A 21,296-nucleotide genomic window follows, 5' to 3' on the forward strand; every position below is an offset into this window, starting at 1 on the left:
ATGATAATTCATTAAGTTATCTAATGATTGAGCTATCGAATCTTTAAGTTGTCGCTGATGTGGGTGTTATGAAGAAAAACGGCTTTACGTTAATGGAACTAATCGTTGTGATCGTGATAATCGGTATTATTGCTGTAACGGCAGCGCCGAGGTTTCTTAATATCCAAGAATCAGCGAGAGAAGCGGTGCTTGAAGGTGTTGCGGGTGCAATGGAAGGGGTCATTACACAAGTAACGTCTAAAGCGATTATCGCTGGACTTAATCCAGACGCGTCAAACCCAGGTGATCAGAGCAACTATGTGATCGATTTTGGTATCGGCAGTGTGGAAGTTGACTGGGGAACACTTTGCCCAGAGAGCCGAGGAGAGTCGGGCGACAAATTAACGATGATCGACTTTATGACCTTGTCTGATGATGACAGTATAATTTCTGACTTTGGTAATAGACACACGGTCGTCGGATATAACCAACCTTTTAGTGATGATGATTTAAATAAGAACCATATAACGGATGACGCGTTACCGTCAGGGTGTTATGTACTTTATGACTCCTTTGGACGCTCTAATGCCAGTCAATGTCCTCCGGAAGGGTGTGTGTGTACGGTTCGCGTTGTGAACGATGAGTGTTAAACAAACGCATTCTTAGCTTTTAGAGACAGAATAAAAAAGCGCGTTATCGTCAATGGGCAGTAACGCGCTTCTTTGTATTAGTTGATTGGTTCAACTCAATTTGTCGCTATCGCATCTGCTGGTGGCAAGTCACGCTTCTTAATCACGTATCGTAAGCGAAGTAGCATCAGAGCGGCTGAGACACTCAAACCAGTTAGAATACCAATCCAAAAGCCTTCTTCGCCCATAGCTGGAACCACGTAGTCGGTTAAGCCCAACACCATACCCATAGGTAGCGCTATGCCCCAGTATGAAGCGATAGCTAAGATCATTGGGATCTTAGTATCTTTATAGCCGCGCAGAGCACCATTTGCAGAGGTTTGCAGTGCATCACTGAATTGGTACATAGCGGTAAAGGTCAATAACACTGCTGCCGTTGCGCTGATTACAGGGTCTGTCGTGTAAAGCCTAATGATTAATTCAGGGAACAGTAGGAACATCGCCACTGAAAGCAACGAGATTAATGCTGCCACCAAAATACCGACTTTACTGCGCTCAATCGCACCAAGTTCGTCTTTTTCACCCAAAGCGTGACCAACACGAATCGTAATGCCAAACGAGATACTCATTGGGATCACGTAAGTCAGGCTCGATATATTGAGAGCGATTTGCGCCGCTGCCACGTTCTCTGCGCCAATACGGCCGATCATCAATGCGATAACCGCAAAGATACTGCCACACACAGCGATGTTCATACCGATAGGTAAACCTAGCTTTAGAAGGTGAAGCATCTCTTTTGCTTTTGGCTTCGCATCGGCAAAGCTAATAATGGTCTTATAGTGGTGATGACCATTAATGTAGGAATACAACATGCCCGACATTAGCCAATACACTAAACTTGTAGCCCAACCACAGCCCACAGCGCCCATTTCAGGGAAACCAAACTTACCGTAAATAAGCACGTAGTTGACTGGAATGTTAATTAACAAACCAATTACCGAAATGATCATCGGTACTTTGGTGTTGTTCATGCCTTCACAGAAGCCGTTCAAAGTGTAGAACAGGGCAATACCCGGTACACCAAAGGCTAGGGCAAACGCATAGTCACTGCCGATAGGAATAATCTCAGCGGCAACCCCAATCCATTCTAAGATGGGTTTCGCACTTACGAGGTAAGCGATGAGCAGTACACTCGCAATTAATGCAAGCCATACCATTTGAAAGAACTCGACAGAGATACTCTGAAAGTCGCGAGCGCCACGGTGGTAAGCAACGACCGGCGTTAACGCCATAATCACACCACGTAGTAACAGCAACACAGGAATCCAAAGGCTAGTGCCAAGTGCAATAGCGGCAAGATCGGCGGGGCTTACTTGGCCAGCCATTGTCGTATCGACAAATCCCATCGCTTGGGTAGCTATTTGAGTCAAAATGATTGGAATCGAAAGATGCATAAGCGCACCCGATTCACGAGTAAAAGGACGAAGTTTCATTAGCATGGAAGTTCAAAACACCAATATAAATGCACCAGTGATGGCAGGATGGCCGGTGTGCATTTTAGGATGTGCCCCGTTTGGGCGGCGACAATATAAACACCTTACCGTATAGGGTCAAGCATTGGATTTATAGAGTTTAATTTGCTCTGAGGTAAGGGTAGGTTGTGATGGTTACAACACGGATATAACGCGTGTAAGCTCATGATTTAGTGGGAATCATACAAGGCAGTTAAATTATATATTTGCTATACTAATCACTAAGTAGGCGGCATAAGTGATTGTTATGGGAAGACGGAGGCTAGTAAAATTGTTGGCATAGGGAACTAGGTAGGAAAGTTCTGTAGCTAAGTCCAGAGCTTTTTAACAGGTGTTGTAGAACAATAGGGATACAAATGGAAATTACAGTTAAGAAAATCTCGAAAAGGTCTCTTTTCAAAATGCTCTTTATCGGATTTAGTCTGAGCTTCTTTGTTTTCTTCTTAATATGTGGTGTCGCATCCATATTTGGTGCGGAAACGGTAAAGTGGGAACAGACACCAGTAACGGGGCTGTCTGGTCTGCTACTAGCTTTAGCAATGTGGCCAATGTTTAGTTTGTTTCTAACGCTGTTTATGTGGTGTTTTGTAGCGTTCGGTTTGTGGATTTTCTCATTAGTTAAACCACTGAAGCTGGTTTTTAAAGAGACTACTATCTCCAACTAACCACCGTTAATAAACGGCTTAGGTTAATTAGCAACGAGTAGTACATATAGTTATTTCTTTAAAAACTAAAGTTGCTAGTTGCCTCAAAGTATTGCTGGAAGTTATCTGCTCTTATGTCCGCCCTCGTTTTATCTTTTATGTGAATCATTTTATTGTTACCCTCGCATCCGTATGAATGACTAGGTTAACCGTTATGAAATTAAGATTACTGAGTTTAGCGTTTGCGCTCGTCCTAAGTGGTTGCTCTTTACTTGTGACTGAGAGCTACTTTGGTGAAAGTTGGACCGGACATCATATAGATAAACTTGTAGAGCAGTGGGGAGAACCCTACCAAATGAAGTCTATAGATGGTGGTGTGATTGAGGCGGAATATAGGATCTTCAATGACAGTTGCACGTATACTTTTATTACGGATGAGCAAGGTGTAATTGAATCCTATAAGTATCAAAGTACGTTTTTAGGAACATGTAAGCCAATAGGGTAAACACCAACCATACAACTATGGCGCCAATATCAACTTGGCGCTATCTATCATGACCATGCCATCATTGTTTAGTTTCAAACCTATCTTTGTATTAGCCTCTTACTGCCACAGAGCCAGCAAAAATACCAAAAAACCAATTCCAAGTGTTACTTTTAGAAGCAAGCCAAGAGGGGCTCCACCTTTTGGCGCTTTGTTACAACATCCCATCATCATTTCCTCATACATCGTTGGATTAATCTCACCTTAAACCTTTCCCTTACGGTAAGGTCAATGCTTTTGTTGGACTCAAATTTCAGACAACAAAAAAGCGAACCAAGTGGTTCGCTTTTGTTATGTTTCGCTACTTAGCGCCGCTACGTATTAATCTTCGTAGTTATCGATGCTTGGGCAAGAACAGATTAGGTTACGGTCGCCGTATACGTTGTCTACACGGTTAACAGTAGGCCAGTACTTCGAGTTCTTCGTTGCTTTCGATGGGAAACAACCAAGTTCACGAGAGTAAGGGCGATCCCATTCTGCGCCAGCTAGGTCAACTTGTGTGTGCGGTGCGTTCACTAGAGGGTTGTTGTCTAGTGGCCATTCACCGTTTTTCACTGCTGCCATTTCGTGGCGGATTGCGATCATCGCTTCACAGAAACGGTCTAGCTCTTCTAAATCTTCTGATTCAGTTGGCTCTACCATTAGCGTGCCAGCAACTGGGAAAGACATAGTAGGCGCGTGGAAACCGAAGTCCATTAGACGCTTAGCAATATCTTCTTCGCTGATGCCTGTTTCTTCTTTTAGTGGACGAATATCGATAATACATTCGTGCGCTACGCGGCCGTTAGTACCACGGTAAAGAACAGGGTAGTGAGGACGTAGTTTTTCCATCACGTAGTTCGCGTTCAGGATCGCAACTTTAGTCGCGTCTGTTAGGCCAGGTTCGCCCATCATAGCGATGTAAGCCCAAGAGATAGGTAGGATTGAAGCACTACCCAGATCTGCTGCTGATACCGCGCAGTCAGAACCTTGTACACCGTTTTCGATGTGACCTGGTAGGAAAGGTGCTAGGTGCGATTTAACGCCGATAGGACCCATACCCGGACCACCACCACCGTGTGGGATACAGAATGTTTTGTGAAGGTTCAAGTGAGATACGTCTGAACCGATGAAGCCAGGAGAAGTTAGACCTACTTGAGCGTTCATGTTCGCGCCGTCTAGGTAAACCTGACCGCCCGCTGCGTGTACTTGTTCACATACTTCCTTCACTTGCTCTTCGTATACGCCGTGCGTAGAAGGGTAAGTGATCATGATGCTTGATAGGTTGTCTTTGTGCTTCTCGATTTTCGCTGCTAGGTCAGTCATGTCGATGTTGCCATCTTCATCACACTTAACAACTACTACCTTCATTGAAACCATTGATGCTGTTGCAGGGTTAGTACCGTGCGCAGAGCTTGGGATCAGACAAACGTTACGGTGAGCTTCACCGCGGCTTGCGTGGTAACGTTGAATCGCGATTAGACCTGCGTATTCGCCAGATGCACCAGAGTTAGGCTGTAGTGAGAAATCGTCGTAACCGGTGATTTCACATAGCTTCTCTTTAAGATCTTTCGCTAGTGCTGTGTAACCAGCCGCTTGCTCTAGAGGTGCGAATGGGTGAATAGAACCAAACTCAGGCCATGTTACTGGGATCATCTCAGCAGCAGCGTTCAGCTTCATCGTACAGCTGCCCAGTGGGATCATGCCGTGCGTTAGTGAGAAGTCTTTGTTCTCAAGCTGTTTTAGGTAACGCATCATTTGCGTTTCGCTGTGGTGCGTGTTGAATACTGGGTGAGTTAGGAACTCAGATTCACGACGGCAGTTTTCTGGAATTGCTGCAAACTCGTTTGATGCAATGTCAGTAGATAGTGCTTGAACGTCTTCTTTCACGTCGAAGATAGCGAATAGGGCATTCACATCATCCACTGTGGTTGTTTCGTCTAAGCTGATACCGATCTTGCCTGGAAGTAGACGTAGGTTGATGTCTGCTGCTTGCGCTTTCGCGTACAGTGCATCTGTCTTCTCTTCAGAGTTGATTGTGATGGTATCGAAGAAGCTGTTGTTCGTTAGCTCGTAACCGGCTTTAGTCAGGCCAGCCGCTAGGATAGCTGTCATGTGGTGTGTACGACGAGCAATAGTACGTAGGCCTTCTGCGCCGTGGTAAACCGCGTAGAAAGACGCCATATTTGCTAGAAGTGCTTGAGCTGTACAGATGTTTGATGTCGCTTTCTCGCGGCGGATGTGTTGCTCACGAGTTTGCATTGCCATACGTAGCGCTTGGTTACCGTGCGTGTCGATAGAAACACCGATTACACGACCTGGCATTGTACGCTTGTGCTTTTCACGAGTTGCCATGAATGCAGCGTGTGGACCGCCGTAACCCATAGGAACACCAAAGCGCTGAGCTGAACCGATTACTACGTCTGCGCCCATTTCGCCTGCTGGCTTAAGTAGAGCAGAAGCTAATAGGTCAGTAGCAACTGTAACTAGTGTTTTGTTAGCTTGAGCTTTAGCAATTACGTCTGTTAGGTCACGTACTTCACCTGTTGTACCAGGGTATTGAACTAGTGCACCAAAGACGTCTTGCTCTGGAAGTGTTTCAAGAGCGCCAACCATTACTTCAAAACCGATGTACTCAGCACGAGTTTTAACAACTTCTAGTGTTTGAGGGTGAACATCGTCAGCAACGAAGAATACTTTGCTCTTGCTCTTACCAGCACGCTTACACAGTGTCATTGCCTCGCCAGCCGCTGTCGCTTCATCAAGAAGAGACGCGTTCGCGATTTCCATACCAGTTAGGTCCATGACCATCTGTTGGTAGTTAAGCAGAGACTCAAGACGGCCTTGAGAAATCTCTGGTTGGTATGGTGTGTAAGCTGTGTACCAGCCCGGGTTCTCTAAAACGTTACGTAGAATAACGTTTGGAGTGAATGTGTTGTAGTAGCCTTGGCCAATGAAAGTACGTTTCACTTGGTTTAGGTTAGCGATCTCTTTAAGAGAGGTCAGCATGTCCATTTCGCTCAGTGGCGCAGCAAGTGTCATTGGTTTTTCAAGACGGATTTGTGCAGGAACCGTTTCGTCGATCAGTGCGTCTAGGCTAGTCGCGTTGATCGCTTCAAGCATTTTTTGCTGGTCTGCTTTATTTGGGCCGTTATGACGAGCAACAAACTCGTTTTGTGTACCCAAGTATTTCAGTAATTGGCTTTGAAGTAATTCAGTCATGATATCGTTCTACTTTCTCTCTGGAGCCGTGAGCTAGCCCCTAAAATTAAGCTGCTCACAAGAGCAGCTTTATCGTAATGAGGTTACCTATTAGTCTTCTTCGATAGAGCTTAGGTATTCTTCCGCATCTTTAAGGTTGTCTAGTTCAGACGCATCAGACATCTTCACTTTAACAATCCAACCACCTTCATAAGGTTCTTCGTTGATTAGCTCTGGGCTATCTTCTAGTTCTTCGTTGATTTCTACGATTTCACCAGAGATTGGCGCGTAGATATCAGAAGCAGCTTTAACTGACTCAACTAGAGAGAAGCTTTCGCCAGCTTCAATTTCGTCATCAGTTTCAGGCAGGTCAACAAACACAACGTCACCTAGCATCTCTTGAGCGTGCTCAGAAATACCGATAGTTACAGTACCGTCACCGTTGTCTTTTACCCACTCGTGGCTGTCTGCAAACTTAAGTGTATTGTCCATTGCTTATTCTCCAAAAATTTATGAGGTTTTAATTTAAATCTTAAAAACGGATTAACGGTAAAGAGGGAAGCGCTTGCAAAGCTCTTTAACTTGCTTGCGAACACGTTGCTCAACTTCAGCGTTGCCTTCAGGGCTTTCAACCAAGCCATCAAGAACATCACCGATCCATTCACCGATAAGTTTGAATTCTTCAGTGCCAAAACCACGACTGGTTCCAGCTGGCGTACCTAAACGAATACCCGAAGTAATCATAGGCTTCTCTGAGTCGAATGGTATGCCATTTTTGTTACATGTGATGCCCGCACGCTCTAATGCTTCTTCAGTTACGTTACCTTTCAAGCCCTTAGGACGAAGGTCAACCAGCATTAGGTGCGTATCAGTTCCGCCAGTCACAATGTCACAACCGCGAGTTTGCAACACTTCAGCAAGAACTTTTGCGTTATCGATCACTGAATTAATATAAGTATTAAATTCTGGGCCGAGTGCTTCACCAAATGCGACAGCTTTAGCCGCAATTACGTGCATTAGTGGGCCGCCTTGTAGGCCAGGGAATACTGCAGAGTTGATCTTTTTATTGATGTCTTCGTGGTTAGTCAGAATCATTCCGCCGCGTGGGCCACGAAGTGTTTTGTGCGTTGTTGTCGTTACAACGTGTGCGTGTGGTAGTGGGCTAGGGTGAGCACCTGTCGCGATAAGACCCGCGATGTGCGCCATATCGACCATTAGAATAGCGCCAACTTCGTCAGCGATTTCACGGAATTTAGCGAAGTCGATAACGCGTGGGATAGCACTACCACCTGCAATAATCATTTTTGGTTGGCATTCGATCGCTTGAGCGCGTACCGCTTCGTAATCGATCTCTAGTGTGTCGCGGTCTACACCATATTGAACTGCGTTGAACCATTTACCAGAAAGAGCAGGGCGTGCACCGTGAGTAAGGTGGCCGCCAGCGTCTAAAGACATACCTAGGATAGTATCGCCAGGTTGAAGTAGGGCAAGTTTAACTGCGCCGTTTGCTTGAGCGCCTGAGTGAGGCTGTACGTTCGCGAATTCACATTTGAACAGCTGTTTAGCACGTTCAATCGCAATAGCTTCTACTGTATCTACGTGCTCACAACCACCGTAGTAACGACGGCCTGGGTAGCCTTCTGCGTATTTGTTGGTTAGGCAAGTGCCTTGAGCTTGCATTACTGCTTTAGAAACGATGTTCTCAGAAGCAATAAGTTCGATTTGTTCGTTTTGACGAGTGTTCTCTGCTTGGATTCCAGCAAATACTGCGTCGTCAGTCGCAGATAGGTTCGTAGAGAAAAAACTGTCTAAGCTATGGTTTTGGTAAGCGTTCATTGTCGAGACCTTTCATTAAGCTAATGGTGATTGTTTTTATAGTCCATTAGGTCTTACGTAGATTTCTGCATCGGTATCGTTTGCGTTATATAGCTGTATAGATAGACGGTTTGCGTTTTATTTATACATCTACACCATCAAAGCGATCGTTGTAGGGTCAATGCAGCACGAATTGGTTCCCAAAATTTCGGGTAAAAAACAGCTCTTACAAATGTTAAATCTATCACTTGTGACAAGCTGAAGTAGCATCTCTTCATCTAACAAGTCGATAACATAGCTCCGATAAAATCAATTTTCAACAAAAATTTCCAATAGGAAACAGTTTTTCTCGTTTTGCTACAGGGAGCACGCTTTATTTCTCTGTGTGCTCTTTAATCAACAAAGCGCTTCATGCAACAATGAATTTAATAGACAGGAAGTAAGAAATGAATGAGGGACCTATGTCAGAAGACATTTATGATGAGTACCCATCTTTAACGTTAGCGAAGGAAACGTTAGATCAGAATATCGAGCCACTTAAGCTTGGTCAGCGTATTAAAGATATCCGCGGCAAGTTAGGCATTACGTTAGAGGAGGCGAGCCAACGTACCGGCTTAGCACGCTCTACGTTGAGTAAGATTGAGAACGAACAAATTTCGCCAACGTTTCAAGCAATGCAGAAACTAGCAATAGGTTTGCAAATCGATATGCCGCAACTCTTTGAGCCGCCAAGGAAAAAAGTTGCGACGGGACGTCGTGACTTAACTAAGGCAGGCCAGGGGAAACCTCACCCAACTCCAACTTACGAGCATGAACTGCTGGCGACTGAGCTTTCCAATAAAAAGATGATGCCATTCAAAAGCCGTGTTAGAGCACGTACTTTTGAAGAGTATAATGATTGGGTTCGTCACGATGGTGAAGAGTTCTTAATGGTTATCTCTGGTGATGTGATGTTCTACTCAGAATTCTATGAACCTGTACCGATGAGTGAAGGGGATAGCATGTATTACGATGCCAACATGGGCCATATGTTGATTTCCACCAGTACAGAAGATGCTCTTATTTTGTGGGTGACTGCAAAATAAGTTAACAAAATTAGAATTTCTTATAGTGAATGCAAACGTTTGCTTTTGTTTCTAACGCTTGCCAAAAGACGCGATATTGGTGTTAAAAGCATCAATATCGCGTTTTTGTATGCGACTAAAAGTTGTTTTTAAATTGTTAAATGTCACATTTTGAGCTGTTTTAATCTTGTTAAGGGTGTAAAACTGACTCAGGCTTGTTTACTATAGTGAACACGGTTTACTCATGTTGATTGAAGTTTACTGAAGTGAATTCTTAGAAAGTGAGTTGTAGAGGTTTTGTACAGCTATCTGTTTTTATAACGCAGACGATATAAGCCTATATAAGACATCACTTTTTACTATCTACTGTTTCTAACGTTAATCCGTATCGTTAGAGGCGACTCTAAATAGAGATAAAAGCGGCAGACTCGACGTTGGAAAGCCTGCAACGCTTCATGGAGAAGAAAATGACTCAAGAACACGCTAATCAAGACCTACTAAAAACACCTCTGCACGCACTTCACGTAGAAGTGGGCGCAAAAATGGTTCCTTTCGCTGGCTACGACATGCCAGTTCAGTATCCACTAGGTGTAAAGAAAGAGCACTTACATACTCGTGACGCTGCTGGTCTTTTTGATGTTTCTCACATGGGGCAACTGCGTCTGCACGGTGAAAACGCAGCCGCTGTTTTGGAATCTCTAGTTCCTGTCGATATTATCGATCTTCCTGCTGGCAAGCAGCGCTACGCGTTCTTTACTAACGAGCAGGGCGGCATCATGGATGACCTTATGGTTGCTAACCTAGGTGATCACCTATTTGTTGTTGTTAACGCAGCTTGCAAGACACAAGATATCGACCACCTTACGGCTCATCTTCCTGCAGATGTTGAGATGGAAGTGATTGATGATCGTGCACTATTAGCACTTCAAGGCCCTAAAGCGGCTGAGGTTCTTGCTCGTTTCCAGCCAAGTGTTGCAGACATGCTATTCATGGACGTTCAAAAAGTTGATGTTGACGGTGTTGAATGCATCGTAAGCCGTAGTGGTTACACAGGCGAAGATGGTTACGAAATCTCTGTACCGAACGATCATGCTGAAGCACTAGCTCGCAAACTAACGGCAGAAGCTGAAGTAGAGTGGATTGGCCTTGGTGCTCGCGACTCACTTCGTCTTGAATGTGGTCTTTGCCTATACGGTCACGATCTAGATACAACGACAACACCAGTAGAAGCAAGCCTTCTGTGGGGTATTCAAAAGGTTCGTCGTACTGACGGTGAGCGTGCTGGCGGTTTCCCAGGTGCCGATATCATCCTTGAGCAAATCGCGACTAAAGACGTTCAACGTAAGCGTGTTGGCTTAGTGGGACAAACTAAAGCTCCTGTACGTGAAGGTTCTGAGCTGTTTGATGCAGAAGGAAACAAAGTCGGTGTGGTAACGAGCGGTACTGCTGGTCCTAACGCGGGTAAGCCTGTTTCAATGGCGTACGTACGCACTGATCTTGCTGCTATCGGTACAGAAGTATTTGCTGAAGTCCGTGGCAAGAAGCTACCAATGACAGTAGAAAAAATGCCATTCGTACCTCAACGTTACTACCGTGGCTAATATCTTTTAAGATAAAGCACAAATTATAACGAAAGCCTATTGTTAGCTTCTCTTTTAAGGGATGTTTAACGGTAGGCTTTTTTGTTTTGATTGGATCTTCGGCCATCAGTATCCTGTCATTCTTCGTTGTCATGTTTAAAAAATGTCGTATTGAGGTTGCAAAAACACGCTATACTGAAAGCCATAGTATGTTATTGTTGGGGACTATTCACATTATAAATAAGTTGTCAGTGTTACAAGGAGTTATCTATGAATTTGAATCAAGCAATTAGTCCTACAAACAAAGTCGTTGTAGGTCTTTTAGCGCCGTTGATTTATTCATCAAGTGTTTTGGCTACAGAGAATGCGGTTGAACCGACTCCTGATGCGGGCGTGACACCTTATATTGTTAATGGCAGCTATGCATCAGTTAGCGATTTCCCTTCAATGGCGAGTTTGTTTATCGATCGTATTGATTACGATGGTGTGTACTCGACAGGTGCGTATTGCGGTGCAACCATTTTAGATCCGACTCATATTCTCACCGCCGCGCACTGTATTTACGGTAATGAAGAAGGTCAGCTGTTTACAACAGTGGTACCGCAACTTGAAGATACGTCTAAATTTCCTAATGGTAATATCCAGAAATCGCGCGTAGTTGAAGTTTACTATCACAGTGACTACTCGGATAACCTGAGTGATCTTCTACGTAACGACGTTGCTGTTTTAAAGCTTGAAAGTGCGTTAAATATTGATTCGGTGAATGATGTAGTTAAGCGTCCGTCGAACGATTCTTATCGCAACGTAGTTAACGATTTCGTCGCAGTCGGGCACGGAAATACTCGCTCTAATTTTGATGCTACGACGATCTTGCAAGGTGTATCGCTTACTTATGTTGATAACACTGAGTGCGCATCTGCTTTCAAAGACGGTTCTGTTTTAACTGATAACCAGATTTGTTTCAAAGGCGATTATAGTGCGTTCTCTGGTTTATTTGGTGGTACTTGCCAAGGTGATTCTGGCGGCCCAGTTTATTGGTTAGACGGCGCGGATTACCGACAAGTTGGTATTACCAGCTTTGGCCCAGAAACCTGTGGTGGAAGCTACAGGGTAACTTCGGTATTCACAGAGATCTATGACTACAAAGATTGGATTGATAGTGTAGTTGCTGGCAATGAAACACCTAAGTTTGTTTCTACCGATGCTAAGCGAACTGCTTATATCAATGCACGCACTCCATCGAATTCTGGTAGCAGCGGTGGTAGTGTTTCATTTGGTTTGCTAGGTATGCTGATGTTGATTGCTGGTGTTAGAAAAGCAGCTAAACGCTAGAAGCTGATTATTTTGAATAAGTCGACGTTTCATCGAACGATGACGTCGACTTTTTTGATTCTGCATTATTGAGTTTTTGATAGTGTTTTATATAGCTATGTTGACGTCCGTGGTTACGTGAATACTACATTGGTCTTCCTACTGTATCTTTCGATTATTTCATCCATTTCTTTAATAGCATCATTGATGCTTCTTATTCCGCCTTGCGCGACACTTTTCTCATTAGTATTTAAAGCGGAAAAAGCACGTTTAAGCTCTTTGTCTTCTAGCATATCACCGTGGAGTAAGACCTCTTTGTAAGTAAGAAGTCTGTGTTGAACTTCGATAATATCGGCACGTGTTGTGTTTGAATCTAAAGCCTGTTTTATACAAGGAAACGCTAATTTGTAGTCATTCGCAATTTCCAACTCGACTTCTTTCTTGTTCGCAATATGCAATTTTCATTATTTCCTAAGACTTGGCTGACCAAGTTTACTAGCCTGAATAGTTGTTATAGACGTATGTGTAGATGTTTATGATACGTAAGTTTTTTAAGGATCGAATAATATGCCTTTAATAGCTTATGTAAACATGAGTGAGTCAATATGGTCTGCTTCTTGCTGAATATAGGTCATAACTGTCTAGTGGGAGTAAGCTTATGTCACAAGAGCCGATTGTCATGGCGCTCATTGAGCGTAGGAAGCGAGCTAATTTGTCCCAAGAGACACTGGCTGCTAGCGCAGGAATGAGCTTAAAAACTTATCAGCGCATCGAGCGCGGTGAAGCAGATATCAAGATGTCACAATATCGCTCAATAATTCGGACATTGAAAGCCACAGATCTGGATGTGGTATTAGATGTTGTTGGCGCTTCTCATGCAACGGCCGAAGACGTCGCTGCGGTGAGTCGCTTGCTCACAAATGAAGAACGCATGTTGCTGATCAAGCTAATTCTCGCGTTTAAAAAGCCACAGTGAATATGTACAGGTAAAACAGTGGGGGAAAGAGAATAGAGCCGTTATTTGATTTGTAGTGGCGCACCATGGGGGAAGGAAGCAGCTAGCTCACTCTTCCTCTAAGTTGTTTGGTGTTGCTTCTTTGCTTTTTGTTCTCTAAACGCTTTCTTTGTGAGCTACGTGTAGGCTTAGTGGCTCTTCTTACTTTTTGAACCTTTGTTGCTTCCAATATCAGTTCTTTCAAGCGTACTAACGCATCTTCTCGGTTTTGTTCCTGAGTCCTATATTGTTGCGCTTTAATGATGATCACACCGTCTTTAGTAATTCGGCTATCTTTGAAGGCTAACAACTTTTCTTTGTAGAAATCGGGGAGAGTAGAGTGCTTGATATCGAAGCGTAAGTGTATTGCGCTAGAGACCTTATTGACGTTTTGGCCTCCCGCACCTTGAGCTCTGATCGCAGTTAACTGAAGTTCCCAGTCTTGAATTGATACAGAGTTAGATATTTGTAACATAAACTTCCATTTTGAACCGTAATGTGGAGTCATGATACTGAATATTGGTTATGGTATCAGTAACTTTCTTAAAGAGTGGTAACAGTAATGAAAATAGATTTAACGGCATATGAAGGATTAATCTTTGATATGGATGGTACGTTGATCGACACAATGCCGGCTCATGTCCAGGCTTGGCAGCAAACGGCACTGGAATTTGGATTCCACTTTGAAGCATCTTGGCTGCATAGCTTAGGTGGCATGCCGAGCTACAAAATAGCAGGTGAAGTGAACAGCAAATACGGTTTGTCTCTCGACCCGCAGGCGGTATCTAAGTTCAAGATGGCATCTTTCGCGGCGATTGAAGACAAAGGGGGTGTCATCCCTTGTACACATTCGTTATTGCTCGAACATTTAGGAAATAAGAAGATTGCGGTTGGAACAGGAAGCCAGCGTAAAAGTGCGGAGCAGTTGCTAGAAAAGACGAACATTCTTAGCAAGCTCGATATTCTTGTTACCGCTACAGACGTGAAAAATCACAAACCGAACCCTGATACCTTTTTAGATGCTTGTTTTGGTATGGGGTTACAACCGAAGCAATGTGTGGTGTTTGAGGATACGGACCTTGGTAAACAAGCTGCTCACGCAGCAAAGATGGACTGTATTCTAGTGGTAGATGGAGATAAGTTAGAGTTTCACCCTGCACCGAACTGATTGCCTTCAGAATGTGAGGTCGCTTAGGCGTTAGCTCGTGCTAGGCGATTTCACTCATTTCGGTGTCTAAGAACAAACATACGCTATCACGCCCTGCAGCTTTCGCTTCGTATAGCGCTAGGTCGGCACATTTGTAGTTTAGGGCTGGGTCGCCAGTTAGGTTCGTGATACCAGCACTAACGGTAACAACACTGTCTAGCTCAAGGCTAACTGCAATTCGCAGTCTATTAAGCACGTAGTCAGCTTCTTCTGTCGTGGTGTGAGGCAGAATAACACCAAACTCTTCACCGCCGATACGAGCAACGAAGTCAGTTTCACGACACTCACGTTGCAATACTTGAGCAACGGTCTGAATCACTCGATCACCATAGTCATGACCAAACCTATCGTTTATGCGTTTGAAGTGATCGATATCTAGGATCGCCAAACAAGAGTGTTCTAGGGTAGGGTAACGGTTAATACGGGAGCATTCATCACGCAACTCCAGATCAAACTTGCGGCGATTCCAGCATCCCGCTAAGGCATCTTTTTCACTTAAGTTTCTAAGTTTGTTCTCAAGCTCTTTGTGTTTACTGATATCAACAAATGACGCGACATAAAATTGGATTAAGCCTTTGGCATCTTTAATGGATTGGATGCGGAGTATCTCAGTAATCAACGACCCGTCTTTACGGCGGTTGACGACTTCACCTTCCCACATGCCTTGCCTTTGAATAGCGCTCCACATTTTGGTGTAGAACTCTTGGTTGTAACGCCCTGATGCAAACATTGAGGGTTGGCGGCCTTTTACATCCTCTAACTCGTAACCACTAACTCGGGTAAACTCTTGGTTTACCTTGATGATGCGATTATTACTGTCAGTAATGACCAATGCAGACATGCAATTCATCGCGGCTTTTGCTAGTTGGCTTTCAATACTGTTCTTCTTATGGTTTCTGTTCCACAGTACAAAACCTGCTGAGATCATTGATATTAAAATCGTGAGGGTAACGATTTGTATGACAATAGCGTGGTTCTCACGTTGGTACTGGCTATTAAACTGCTGATTCTCTATATGAAGTACCATGTAGATAGGGCCTTCAAACTGCTTGATCTTGGGACTGATATCAGCATGGAAATACCAGTTTTTACCATCAAAGTAACTAGAAGATGTGTTGTCTTTTATCGCAGACCAGAGCTTAGGATACAGCTTGGCATAAGTTTGGCCTGAGCGTGATTCAATAACGTGACCGAAAGACTGCGAAGGATCTGGCCCCATGATGATGTGACCAGTCTTATTGAGAATGATTGGGACAGCAGAGGAGTCGCCGATTTGGTAATGAAGGCGTTTATAAATCTCTAGCATGTTTAAGTTGGCAATGAAGTAACCAATAATGCGATTGTTGTCAGCGACAGGTGACATAATGCGCAGTGCCGGAATCAACGGGCGAACTATCTGACCGTTTTCGACTTCAAGATCGATGCCTTTAGTACTGACCTCACCGATTTTAAGTTCTTGAAGTGCGGAGAAGTAACTACGTGATGATTTATTTTGGAGTTCGTTTTCCGGAACAACTGAAGCATGGCCATCTTTGTAATTAATGCGGAACACTTCATTACCGGTTAAATCAAGATAGCGTAATTGAGAATAGTACTTCTGGCCACGGGCAAGCATTACCCACAAGTCTTGTAAAGCTTCCGTGTGAATGACCGATGGCTCTTTAATTGCTCGAAGTAACGTTTTGGAATCTGCTATAGAGGGAACGGAGTTAGAGCTTTGTTCAACAATGACAGCGAGCTCGTGAAAGCTGTACTCAATCTGGTTTTGGCTAGATTGTTTGATGTTTAGCGAGTGCTGGGCTTCGACTCTGTCGAATTCAGAGTTGATATAGAGGGCAGGGACTAATCCTAGGGCAAACACGGTGCACAGAAATTGGCTGACTAGTTTCTTTATACTTGTATTCATCACTGTCCTCAAAGAATCAGCGCAATACTATATATTCTATAGGGTTTTTAATGTGATCTTGACCCAGAACTTAAAACAAGCTCTGCATATTACTGTGGTTTTAGTGCAACTTTGTGCACCTTGACTTGATTAATGAGCAATCACTTAACGATAAAATGATTGCTCAATATAGAATAGTGCTCCGAAAAACGAGGCGGTTAAATCCCGATATTTCGACATTTATCTGGATAAATTTGCCTAACTAAGGCCAACAATATTTCCATTACTATCAATATCTAACGACATGAACGCCGGTTTATCTGGCAACCCAGGCATGGTCATTACATTGCCGCATAAAGCGTAAATAAAACCCGCACCCGCACACAGTTTTAGTTCTCTTACCGGTACGTCAAATTGGCTTGGTGCGCCTTTGATATGTGCCTCCGTTGAAATAGAGAGTGGTGTTTTAGCTAAGCATACCGACAGATCTTGATAGCCGTGTTGTTTAAACTCAGCCAACTGCTGCTTCGCTTTCGGGGAGAGTGTAATACTCGCGGCACCGTAACCGATTTCAGCAACCGCCATGAGTTTCTCTTCTAAGCTTTGGCCTGTTTGGTAAAGGCATTTAAAGTCACCGTCATTTTGGCATGATTTAACAACCGCTTGTGCAAGTTTAGTTACGCCGTCACCGCCTTGGCCAAATGCTTCACTGACTTCAACAGCGACGTTGCTATCGAATTCTGTAATCATCTGTTTCAATGTGTCGAGTTCTTGTTGTGAATCTTGCGGGAAGCGGTTGATCGCTACTACGGTAGGCACACCGTATTGCTTAACGTTATTGATATGCCACTTTAGGTTTTCAAAGCCAGCGACCAACCTATCGATGTCGTCACTGAAGAGCGAATCGGGTAGTGGTGTTCCTGGTCTCAAATCATACAAACCAGAGTTCGCCTTTAGTCCACGCAATGTCGCTACGACTACCGCGCAATCGGGCTTCTTACCAGATGCTTTAACTTTGATATTACAGGCTTTTTCGAAGCCCATATCTGAACCAAATCCACCTTCAGTTACAACGAAGTCGCTGAGTTTCAGTGCGATCTTATCTGCAATAATCGAAGAGTTACCATGAGCAATATTCGCAAAAGGACCTGCGTGTATAAGCGTTGGTAAGCCTTCAAGTGTCTGCATCAAGGTTGGTTCGATAGAGTCTTTCATTGTTACTGTCATTGCACCGGCAACATCAAAGTCATTTGCTGTTAAAGGCTTACCTTGTCTGTTGTATGCCAGTACGACACGACCAATGCGTTTTCGTAAATCTTGCAGGTCATCGGCCAGTGCTAAAATAGCCATAAGCTCTGAGGCGGCTGAGATATCAAATCCATCTTCGCGTTCGTAGCCGTTTGTCGTTTTATCCGTTTCGTTTTTACCCACGGTAATCATACGTAACGCGCGGTCGTTATGGTCAAGTACACGTCGCCAAACGATCCTGCTAGGGTCTATATCCAGTGCTTTCAACCCTGAGCGAGTTTCAAATGCTTGTAAGCCTTCACGCTGTTCATGATACAAGCGTGCATCAATAGCTGCAGAGGCAAGGTTATGAGCGGCTGTCACAGCGTGGATGTCACCAGTTAGGTGGAGGTTCAACTCGTCCATAGGGGCAACTTGAGAATAACCACCTCCAGCAGCACCACCTTTCACACCAAATACAGGGCCCATTGAAGGCTGGCGAATACACGCCATTGCTGATTGGTTAATCTTCGCCAACCCTTGTGCTAAACCGATAGTCGTCACGGTCTTTCCTTCACCAAGTGGTGTTGGTGTAATTGCTGTCACGACAACCAGCTTTCCGTCTGGCTTTTGAGATAGGCGTTCGAGTGATGTTAGAGACACCTTTGATTTAAATTGCCCCAAGGGCTGATGTTCTTGTTCTTGTAGGCCGGCTTGCTTAGCAACCTCACTGATGTTTTTAAGGGGTGTTGAACGACAAATATCGATATCAGACAGCATATTTTATCCTTATATCAGAATCGAAAGGTGGTGCGTAAACGTTTGCGTGGCGATGGTACTGCATAAATTTGCTAAGTAAAGGCAAACCACACCGATTATGTGCTGGAAGATAACAGATCTGAAGAGTCATTGCGCGAGATCAAATCTTAAATGAGCCAAATATTCGATTGAGTGGGTTCGAATTACGTTCACATCCACTTTAAATACAAAAGGGGCTGCATATCGCAGCCCCTTTTAAATGACAGTATTAGTCACGCGACAGATGCGCGATTAACGGTCCCAGTATGTTTCTTCTAAGCTATCTTCGCGTTCTGGTAGTGCACGAGAAAGGCGAGGTGAGTGCTGTGTTAGCACTTCGTAGCTTACGCGGTTTGCATACTTACAAATCTGAGACAGTGAAGAGTATGTTAGACACGTGTGTTCGTGTTTCTCTGAGTTTGGTACGTTAACGAAGTGGTAGCTGTTTGCTGCCATGTCATGTAGCAGAGCAGAAAGCGCGCCATCACCCGCACCATTAGTGTTCTTAATCTCTAATGGACCACCAAGGTATGGACCAATGTGAGAGTACACTTTAACCGGGTTTTCACAGTCTTGTTTACGCATAGCACGGCTGAATTCGTATTTATTGAACTCAGGGATATTGCCTGGTAACAGTGGAAGTGTAGTTTCGCGTTTTGCTAGCTCGTCTGTGTAACCTGCCATGTAAAGGCCGATTGGACCAGCAGTACACAGTACTAAGTCAACCCATTCTAGTGCTTTGTTCGCCGCAAGAAGTGGATCTTTTTCGCCTGTTAACGCTTCACCTTCGTCTTCATTCATCGCAACGATAGTTACGTTCTCTTTCAGGTATTCTTGCCACCATTCAGCGTTACCTTCGATCACGTATTTAGTACCAAGTGTTAGAACAACAGGCACGTTGTGCGCTTTCGCATATTCAATCGCCTTTTGTACCGCTTTTGGCATTGGATCTTCAGGATTACCGCGCATTAGATACGAAGAAACGACTAGAGCCGATGCTTTCTCGAACACTTTCTCAGGAATGCTCTCTGGAAGCAGCTGGTTCATGTGTCCTTCGTTAATCGCAAACGTACGCTCGCCATCTTCAGTAATTAGCGTGTAACAACGACCAATTGGACCATCTACTGTTTGTAGGTGGTTTAGGTTCATACGAGAAGAAGTGCGGCAAAGGTAACGGTAACCAAATGAGCCAACTTCAATTTTCTTAGACATTACGCCAAGCAGTACGGATTTGCTGTCTGCAAGTACGGAATAGTTGTGCAGTGTGTTGCCAATAGTATCGCCAGGGTATTGATGCGTAATCAAACCGCGCTCTACAAGCTCTTCATACAGCGCATCAGCTTTACTTTCTTCCAATACCAGCGAGTGACCTTTACTCAGCTCATATTTATCAAGGAACGCACTGTCAACACGGGCTTCGATATCAACAATGGTTTGACCTACACCAACAATCGTTGCACGGTGCAGTTTAGGTGTTTGTTGAATTTGGTTGACCAACGGATCACGTGCGTGAGTTGGAAAGTAATGCTTAGATTTACGCTGTCCAGGAAACTTCATATGAAAAATACAGTGAAAAAATTTTGCCGCATGATATCACATTTTGTTTCTGTTTCTTTCATTTTTATTACATTTTGAATCACCTGCACAATGTCTGTACAGGTGATTCGTATTGATTATTCTGTTGGTACGAGTGTTGCTGGATCAACGTAAGCGGCTGTACCCCATAGAGGAACAGTAGATAGGCTGTGTTTGAAGCTACCTTCAGTCTCTTTAGTGGTGTAAGACAAGTAGAGTAGGGATTGGTTTTCTGCGTCGTAAATACGGCGAACTTTCATGGTTTTGAAGAAAATACTTTTCGACTGCTTGAATACCACTTCGCCAGATTTACTTTTATCAATCTGCGCGATCATGTCAGGCGTGATTTCACCCGTTTGGCGGCAAGAAATAGAGCTATCACTTGGATCAGAAAGACTCAGGTTCGCTTCGATGGAAGCGATGTGACACGTTACGCCCGGGATTTTGTCATCGTCTAAAGATGACATCTTAATATCCTTCATTGTGAAGAAACCTAAAGATACGTCGCCAACCTCGTTGTCCGAACAACCTGCTAACATTGTAATGATACCGGCTGCTATTAAGGCTTTTTTCATAAGAAGTCCTTTTTATTTGTATAGTTCTGTTTACTATAAGAAAATTGAAAGCTTGAATACGAGTGTAGAGCTTTTCGTTAAGTTCTTAAAGGATGTTGTTGGATAATGAAAAATATGAAGCATTTAAAGTACTTGTTGGCCTTAGTGATGCTATGTATGCTCTCTGCATGTAGCTCGGCGCCTCAGCCGACCGTATGTCTGCCAAATAACTGTGATATTTGGGGATACTAACTGTAGGTACTAAAAGAATGAATAACGAAATACCTGAAATCGCATTAAAGAAGAATCAGTGGCTGTTTAGCCAGCTTGATATTGCTTACCCCGCGAAAGAAAGCCTTTTAGGTCTAGATATCTATAAGAGCCAGCTTTCCCAAAAGACTTACCAACTTCTCCCGCAAGACCAAACGCCCTCACAAATTGACGAACTGCATAAAGTAGATTTTCACAAACTGACGGTTCTTTTCTCTCTAAACCAAGCTAGCGCTTATCAGGATGAAGCGGAAAGAGCGAACATCCTAGAATTCTTAAGCCAAATCATGCTGTCTGATGAACATGAATTGTATGTAGGTACTAAAAGCGGTGATGTGGTGGCGAGTGCTATTGTAACGGCAAGTGACGATGAGCTGCTAATATCAGATATTGTTAACCAAGACGATAAAAATATTGTCGGGTTTGCTAAACAGTTACATGATTTTTGGGCTCAAGATCAAGATTATACCTATAAAGTAGTGTTCGAGAACTAATGACTCTTTGAGAA

The 21,296-nt window shown here is 43.9% G+C and carries 18 protein-coding genes; 8 read left to right on the top strand and 10 right to left on the bottom strand.

The window, feature by feature from the left end:
* Positions 1-92 precede the first annotated feature (92 nt).
* Positions 93-629 carry an MSHA biogenesis protein MshA gene (locus tag BTO10_RS02245; RefSeq protein ID WP_181143961.1) on the top strand — a complete coding sequence of 179 codons (537 nt, stop codon included), beginning with the start codon at positions 93-95 and terminating at the stop codon, positions 627-629.
* Positions 630-724: 95 nt separating this feature from the next.
* Here the strand turns inward: BTO10_RS02245 and BTO10_RS02250 are convergent, their stop codons facing one another.
* On the bottom strand, positions 725-2,107 hold the full coding sequence (locus BTO10_RS02250) for an MATE family efflux transporter (RefSeq protein WP_105023419.1): 1,383 nt from the start codon (positions 2,105-2,107) through the stop codon (positions 725-727).
* 383 nt (positions 2,108-2,490) lie between these two features.
* Here BTO10_RS02250 and BTO10_RS02255 point away from each other — a divergent pair, with 383 nt between their 5' ends.
* Complete coding sequence (locus BTO10_RS02255) at positions 2,491-2,805, top strand: hypothetical protein (protein WP_374955520.1); 315 nt, start codon at positions 2,491-2,493, stop codon at positions 2,803-2,805.
* Between the two features lie 844 nt (positions 2,806-3,649).
* Here the strand turns inward: BTO10_RS02255 and gcvP are convergent.
* From gcvP to BTO10_RS02275, 3 genes are all read right to left on the bottom strand, one after another.
* Entirely contained in the window at positions 3,650-6,529 is a 2,880-nt protein-coding gene (gene gcvP, locus BTO10_RS02265; protein WP_105023422.1) for an aminomethyl-transferring glycine dehydrogenase, read from the bottom strand.
* A gap of 90 nt (positions 6,530-6,619) precedes the next feature.
* The gene (gene gcvH, locus BTO10_RS02270; RefSeq protein WP_004738119.1) at positions 6,620-7,000 is read right to left on the bottom strand and encodes a glycine cleavage system protein GcvH; all 381 of its coding nucleotides are present in this window, start codon (positions 6,998-7,000) and stop codon (positions 6,620-6,622) included.
* Between the two features lie 51 nt (positions 7,001-7,051).
* A complete protein-coding gene (locus BTO10_RS02275; RefSeq protein WP_105023423.1) occupies positions 7,052-8,344 on the bottom strand; it encodes a serine hydroxymethyltransferase in 1,293 nt (430 codons plus the stop codon).
* Positions 8,345-8,784: 440 nt separating this feature from the next.
* On the opposite strand from BTO10_RS02275, the gene BTO10_RS02280 reads away from it, so the two are divergent.
* The 3 genes from BTO10_RS02280 (at position 8,785) to BTO10_RS02290 (ending at position 12,299) form a co-directional block, all read left to right on the top strand.
* On the top strand, positions 8,785-9,408 hold the full coding sequence (locus BTO10_RS02280) for a helix-turn-helix domain-containing protein (RefSeq protein WP_004738115.1): 624 nt from the start codon (positions 8,785-8,787) through the stop codon (positions 9,406-9,408).
* Between the two features lie 446 nt (positions 9,409-9,854).
* Positions 9,855-10,988, top strand: a complete 1,134-nt coding sequence (gene gcvT, locus BTO10_RS02285; RefSeq protein ID WP_105023424.1) for a glycine cleavage system aminomethyltransferase GcvT — start codon at positions 9,855-9,857, stop codon at positions 10,986-10,988.
* A 249-nt stretch (positions 10,989-11,237) separates the two neighbouring features.
* Positions 11,238-12,299 carry a S1 family peptidase gene (locus BTO10_RS02290; protein ID WP_105023425.1) on the top strand — a complete coding sequence of 354 codons (1,062 nt, stop codon included), beginning with the start codon at positions 11,238-11,240 and terminating at the stop codon, positions 12,297-12,299.
* 113 nt (positions 12,300-12,412) lie between these two features.
* Here the strand turns inward: BTO10_RS02290 and BTO10_RS02295 are convergent, their stop codons facing one another.
* Positions 12,413-12,736: a hypothetical protein gene (locus BTO10_RS02295; protein WP_105023426.1), complete on the bottom strand. Its 324-nt coding sequence runs from the start codon at positions 12,734-12,736 to the stop codon at positions 12,413-12,415.
* A gap of 200 nt (positions 12,737-12,936) precedes the next feature.
* On the opposite strand from BTO10_RS02295, the gene BTO10_RS02300 reads away from it, so the two are divergent.
* On the top strand, positions 12,937-13,254 hold the full coding sequence (locus BTO10_RS02300; RefSeq protein ID WP_004738108.1) for a helix-turn-helix transcriptional regulator: 318 nt from the start codon (positions 12,937-12,939) through the stop codon (positions 13,252-13,254).
* Between the two features lie 82 nt (positions 13,255-13,336).
* On the opposite strand, the gene arfB is transcribed toward BTO10_RS02300, so the two are convergent.
* On the bottom strand, positions 13,337-13,747 hold the full coding sequence (arfB, locus tag BTO10_RS02305; protein ID WP_004738107.1) for an alternative ribosome rescue aminoacyl-tRNA hydrolase ArfB: 411 nt from the start codon (positions 13,745-13,747) through the stop codon (positions 13,337-13,339).
* 87 nt (positions 13,748-13,834) lie between these two features.
* Between arfB and BTO10_RS02310 the strand changes: the two genes are divergently transcribed.
* Entirely contained in the window at positions 13,835-14,440 is a 606-nt protein-coding gene (locus BTO10_RS02310) for a beta-phosphoglucomutase family hydrolase (protein ID WP_105023427.1), read from the top strand.
* Between the two features lie 40 nt (positions 14,441-14,480).
* Here the strand turns inward: BTO10_RS02310 and BTO10_RS02315 are convergent, their stop codons facing one another.
* The 4 genes from BTO10_RS02315 to BTO10_RS02330 form a co-directional block, all read right to left on the bottom strand.
* On the bottom strand, positions 14,481-16,385 hold the full coding sequence (locus tag BTO10_RS02315) for a sensor domain-containing diguanylate cyclase (protein ID WP_105023428.1): 1,905 nt from the start codon (positions 16,383-16,385) through the stop codon (positions 14,481-14,483).
* A 237-nt stretch (positions 16,386-16,622) separates the two neighbouring features.
* The gene (locus BTO10_RS02320) at positions 16,623-18,371 is read right to left on the bottom strand and encodes a formate--tetrahydrofolate ligase (RefSeq protein ID WP_105023429.1); all 1,749 of its coding nucleotides are present in this window, start codon (positions 18,369-18,371) and stop codon (positions 16,623-16,625) included.
* A gap of 270 nt (positions 18,372-18,641) precedes the next feature.
* Positions 18,642-19,946 carry an inosine/guanosine kinase gene (locus tag BTO10_RS02325; RefSeq protein WP_004738099.1) on the bottom strand — a complete coding sequence of 435 codons (1,305 nt, stop codon included), beginning with the start codon at positions 19,944-19,946 and terminating at the stop codon, positions 18,642-18,644.
* A 116-nt stretch (positions 19,947-20,062) separates the two neighbouring features.
* The gene (locus BTO10_RS02330) at positions 20,063-20,539 is read right to left on the bottom strand and encodes a CreA family protein (RefSeq protein WP_105023430.1); all 477 of its coding nucleotides are present in this window, start codon (positions 20,537-20,539) and stop codon (positions 20,063-20,065) included.
* Positions 20,540-20,787: 248 nt separating this feature from the next.
* On the opposite strand from BTO10_RS02330, the gene BTO10_RS02335 reads away from it, so the two are divergent.
* A complete protein-coding gene (locus BTO10_RS02335; protein WP_105023431.1) occupies positions 20,788-21,282 on the top strand; it encodes a hypothetical protein in 495 nt (164 codons plus the stop codon).
* Positions 21,283-21,296 lie beyond the last annotated feature (14 nt).

The organism is Vibrio chagasii, assembly GCF_002954585.1.
GTDB lineage: Bacteria > Pseudomonadota > Gammaproteobacteria > Enterobacterales > Vibrionaceae > Vibrio > Vibrio chagasii_A.

Bases quoted from the DNA above. Each gene is read 5' to 3' on its own strand.
- BTO10_RS02275 (WP_105023423.1), bottom strand. From the start codon at position 8,344: ATGAACGCTTACCAAAACCATAGCTTAGACAGTTTTTTCTCTACGAAC.
- BTO10_RS02290 (WP_105023425.1), top strand. From the start codon at position 11,238: ATGAATTTGAATCAAGCAATTAGTCCTACAAACAAAGTCGTTGTAGGT.
- BTO10_RS02330 (WP_105023430.1), bottom strand. From the start codon at position 20,539: ATGAAAAAAGCCTTAATAGCAGCCGGTATCATTACAATGTTAGCAGGT.
- BTO10_RS02325 (WP_004738099.1), bottom strand. From the start codon at position 19,946: ATGAAGTTTCCTGGACAGCGTAAATCTAAGCATTACTTTCCAACTCAC.
- BTO10_RS02280 (WP_004738115.1), top strand. From the start codon at position 8,785: ATGTCAGAAGACATTTATGATGAGTACCCATCTTTAACGTTAGCGAAG.
- BTO10_RS02245 (WP_181143961.1), top strand. From the start codon at position 93: ATGGAACTAATCGTTGTGATCGTGATAATCGGTATTATTGCTGTAACG.
- gcvT (WP_105023424.1), top strand. From the start codon at position 9,855: ATGACTCAAGAACACGCTAATCAAGACCTACTAAAAACACCTCTGCAC.
- BTO10_RS02310 (WP_105023427.1), top strand. From the start codon at position 13,835: ATGAAAATAGATTTAACGGCATATGAAGGATTAATCTTTGATATGGAT.
- BTO10_RS02315 (WP_105023428.1), bottom strand. From the start codon at position 16,385: ATGAATACAAGTATAAAGAAACTAGTCAGCCAATTTCTGTGCACCGTG.
- gcvH (WP_004738119.1), bottom strand. From the start codon at position 7,000: ATGGACAATACACTTAAGTTTGCAGACAGCCACGAGTGGGTAAAAGAC.
- BTO10_RS02250 (WP_105023419.1), bottom strand. From the start codon at position 2,107: ATGCTAATGAAACTTCGTCCTTTTACTCGTGAATCGGGTGCGCTTATG.
- BTO10_RS02300 (WP_004738108.1), top strand. From the start codon at position 12,937: ATGTCACAAGAGCCGATTGTCATGGCGCTCATTGAGCGTAGGAAGCGA.
- BTO10_RS02335 (WP_105023431.1), top strand. From the start codon at position 20,788: ATGAATAACGAAATACCTGAAATCGCATTAAAGAAGAATCAGTGGCTG.
- arfB (WP_004738107.1), bottom strand. From the start codon at position 13,747: ATGTTACAAATATCTAACTCTGTATCAATTCAAGACTGGGAACTTCAG.
- BTO10_RS02320 (WP_105023429.1), bottom strand. From the start codon at position 18,371: ATGCTGTCTGATATCGATATTTGTCGTTCAACACCCCTTAAAAACATC.
- gcvP (WP_105023422.1), bottom strand. From the start codon at position 6,529: ATGACTGAATTACTTCAAAGCCAATTACTGAAATACTTGGGTACACAA.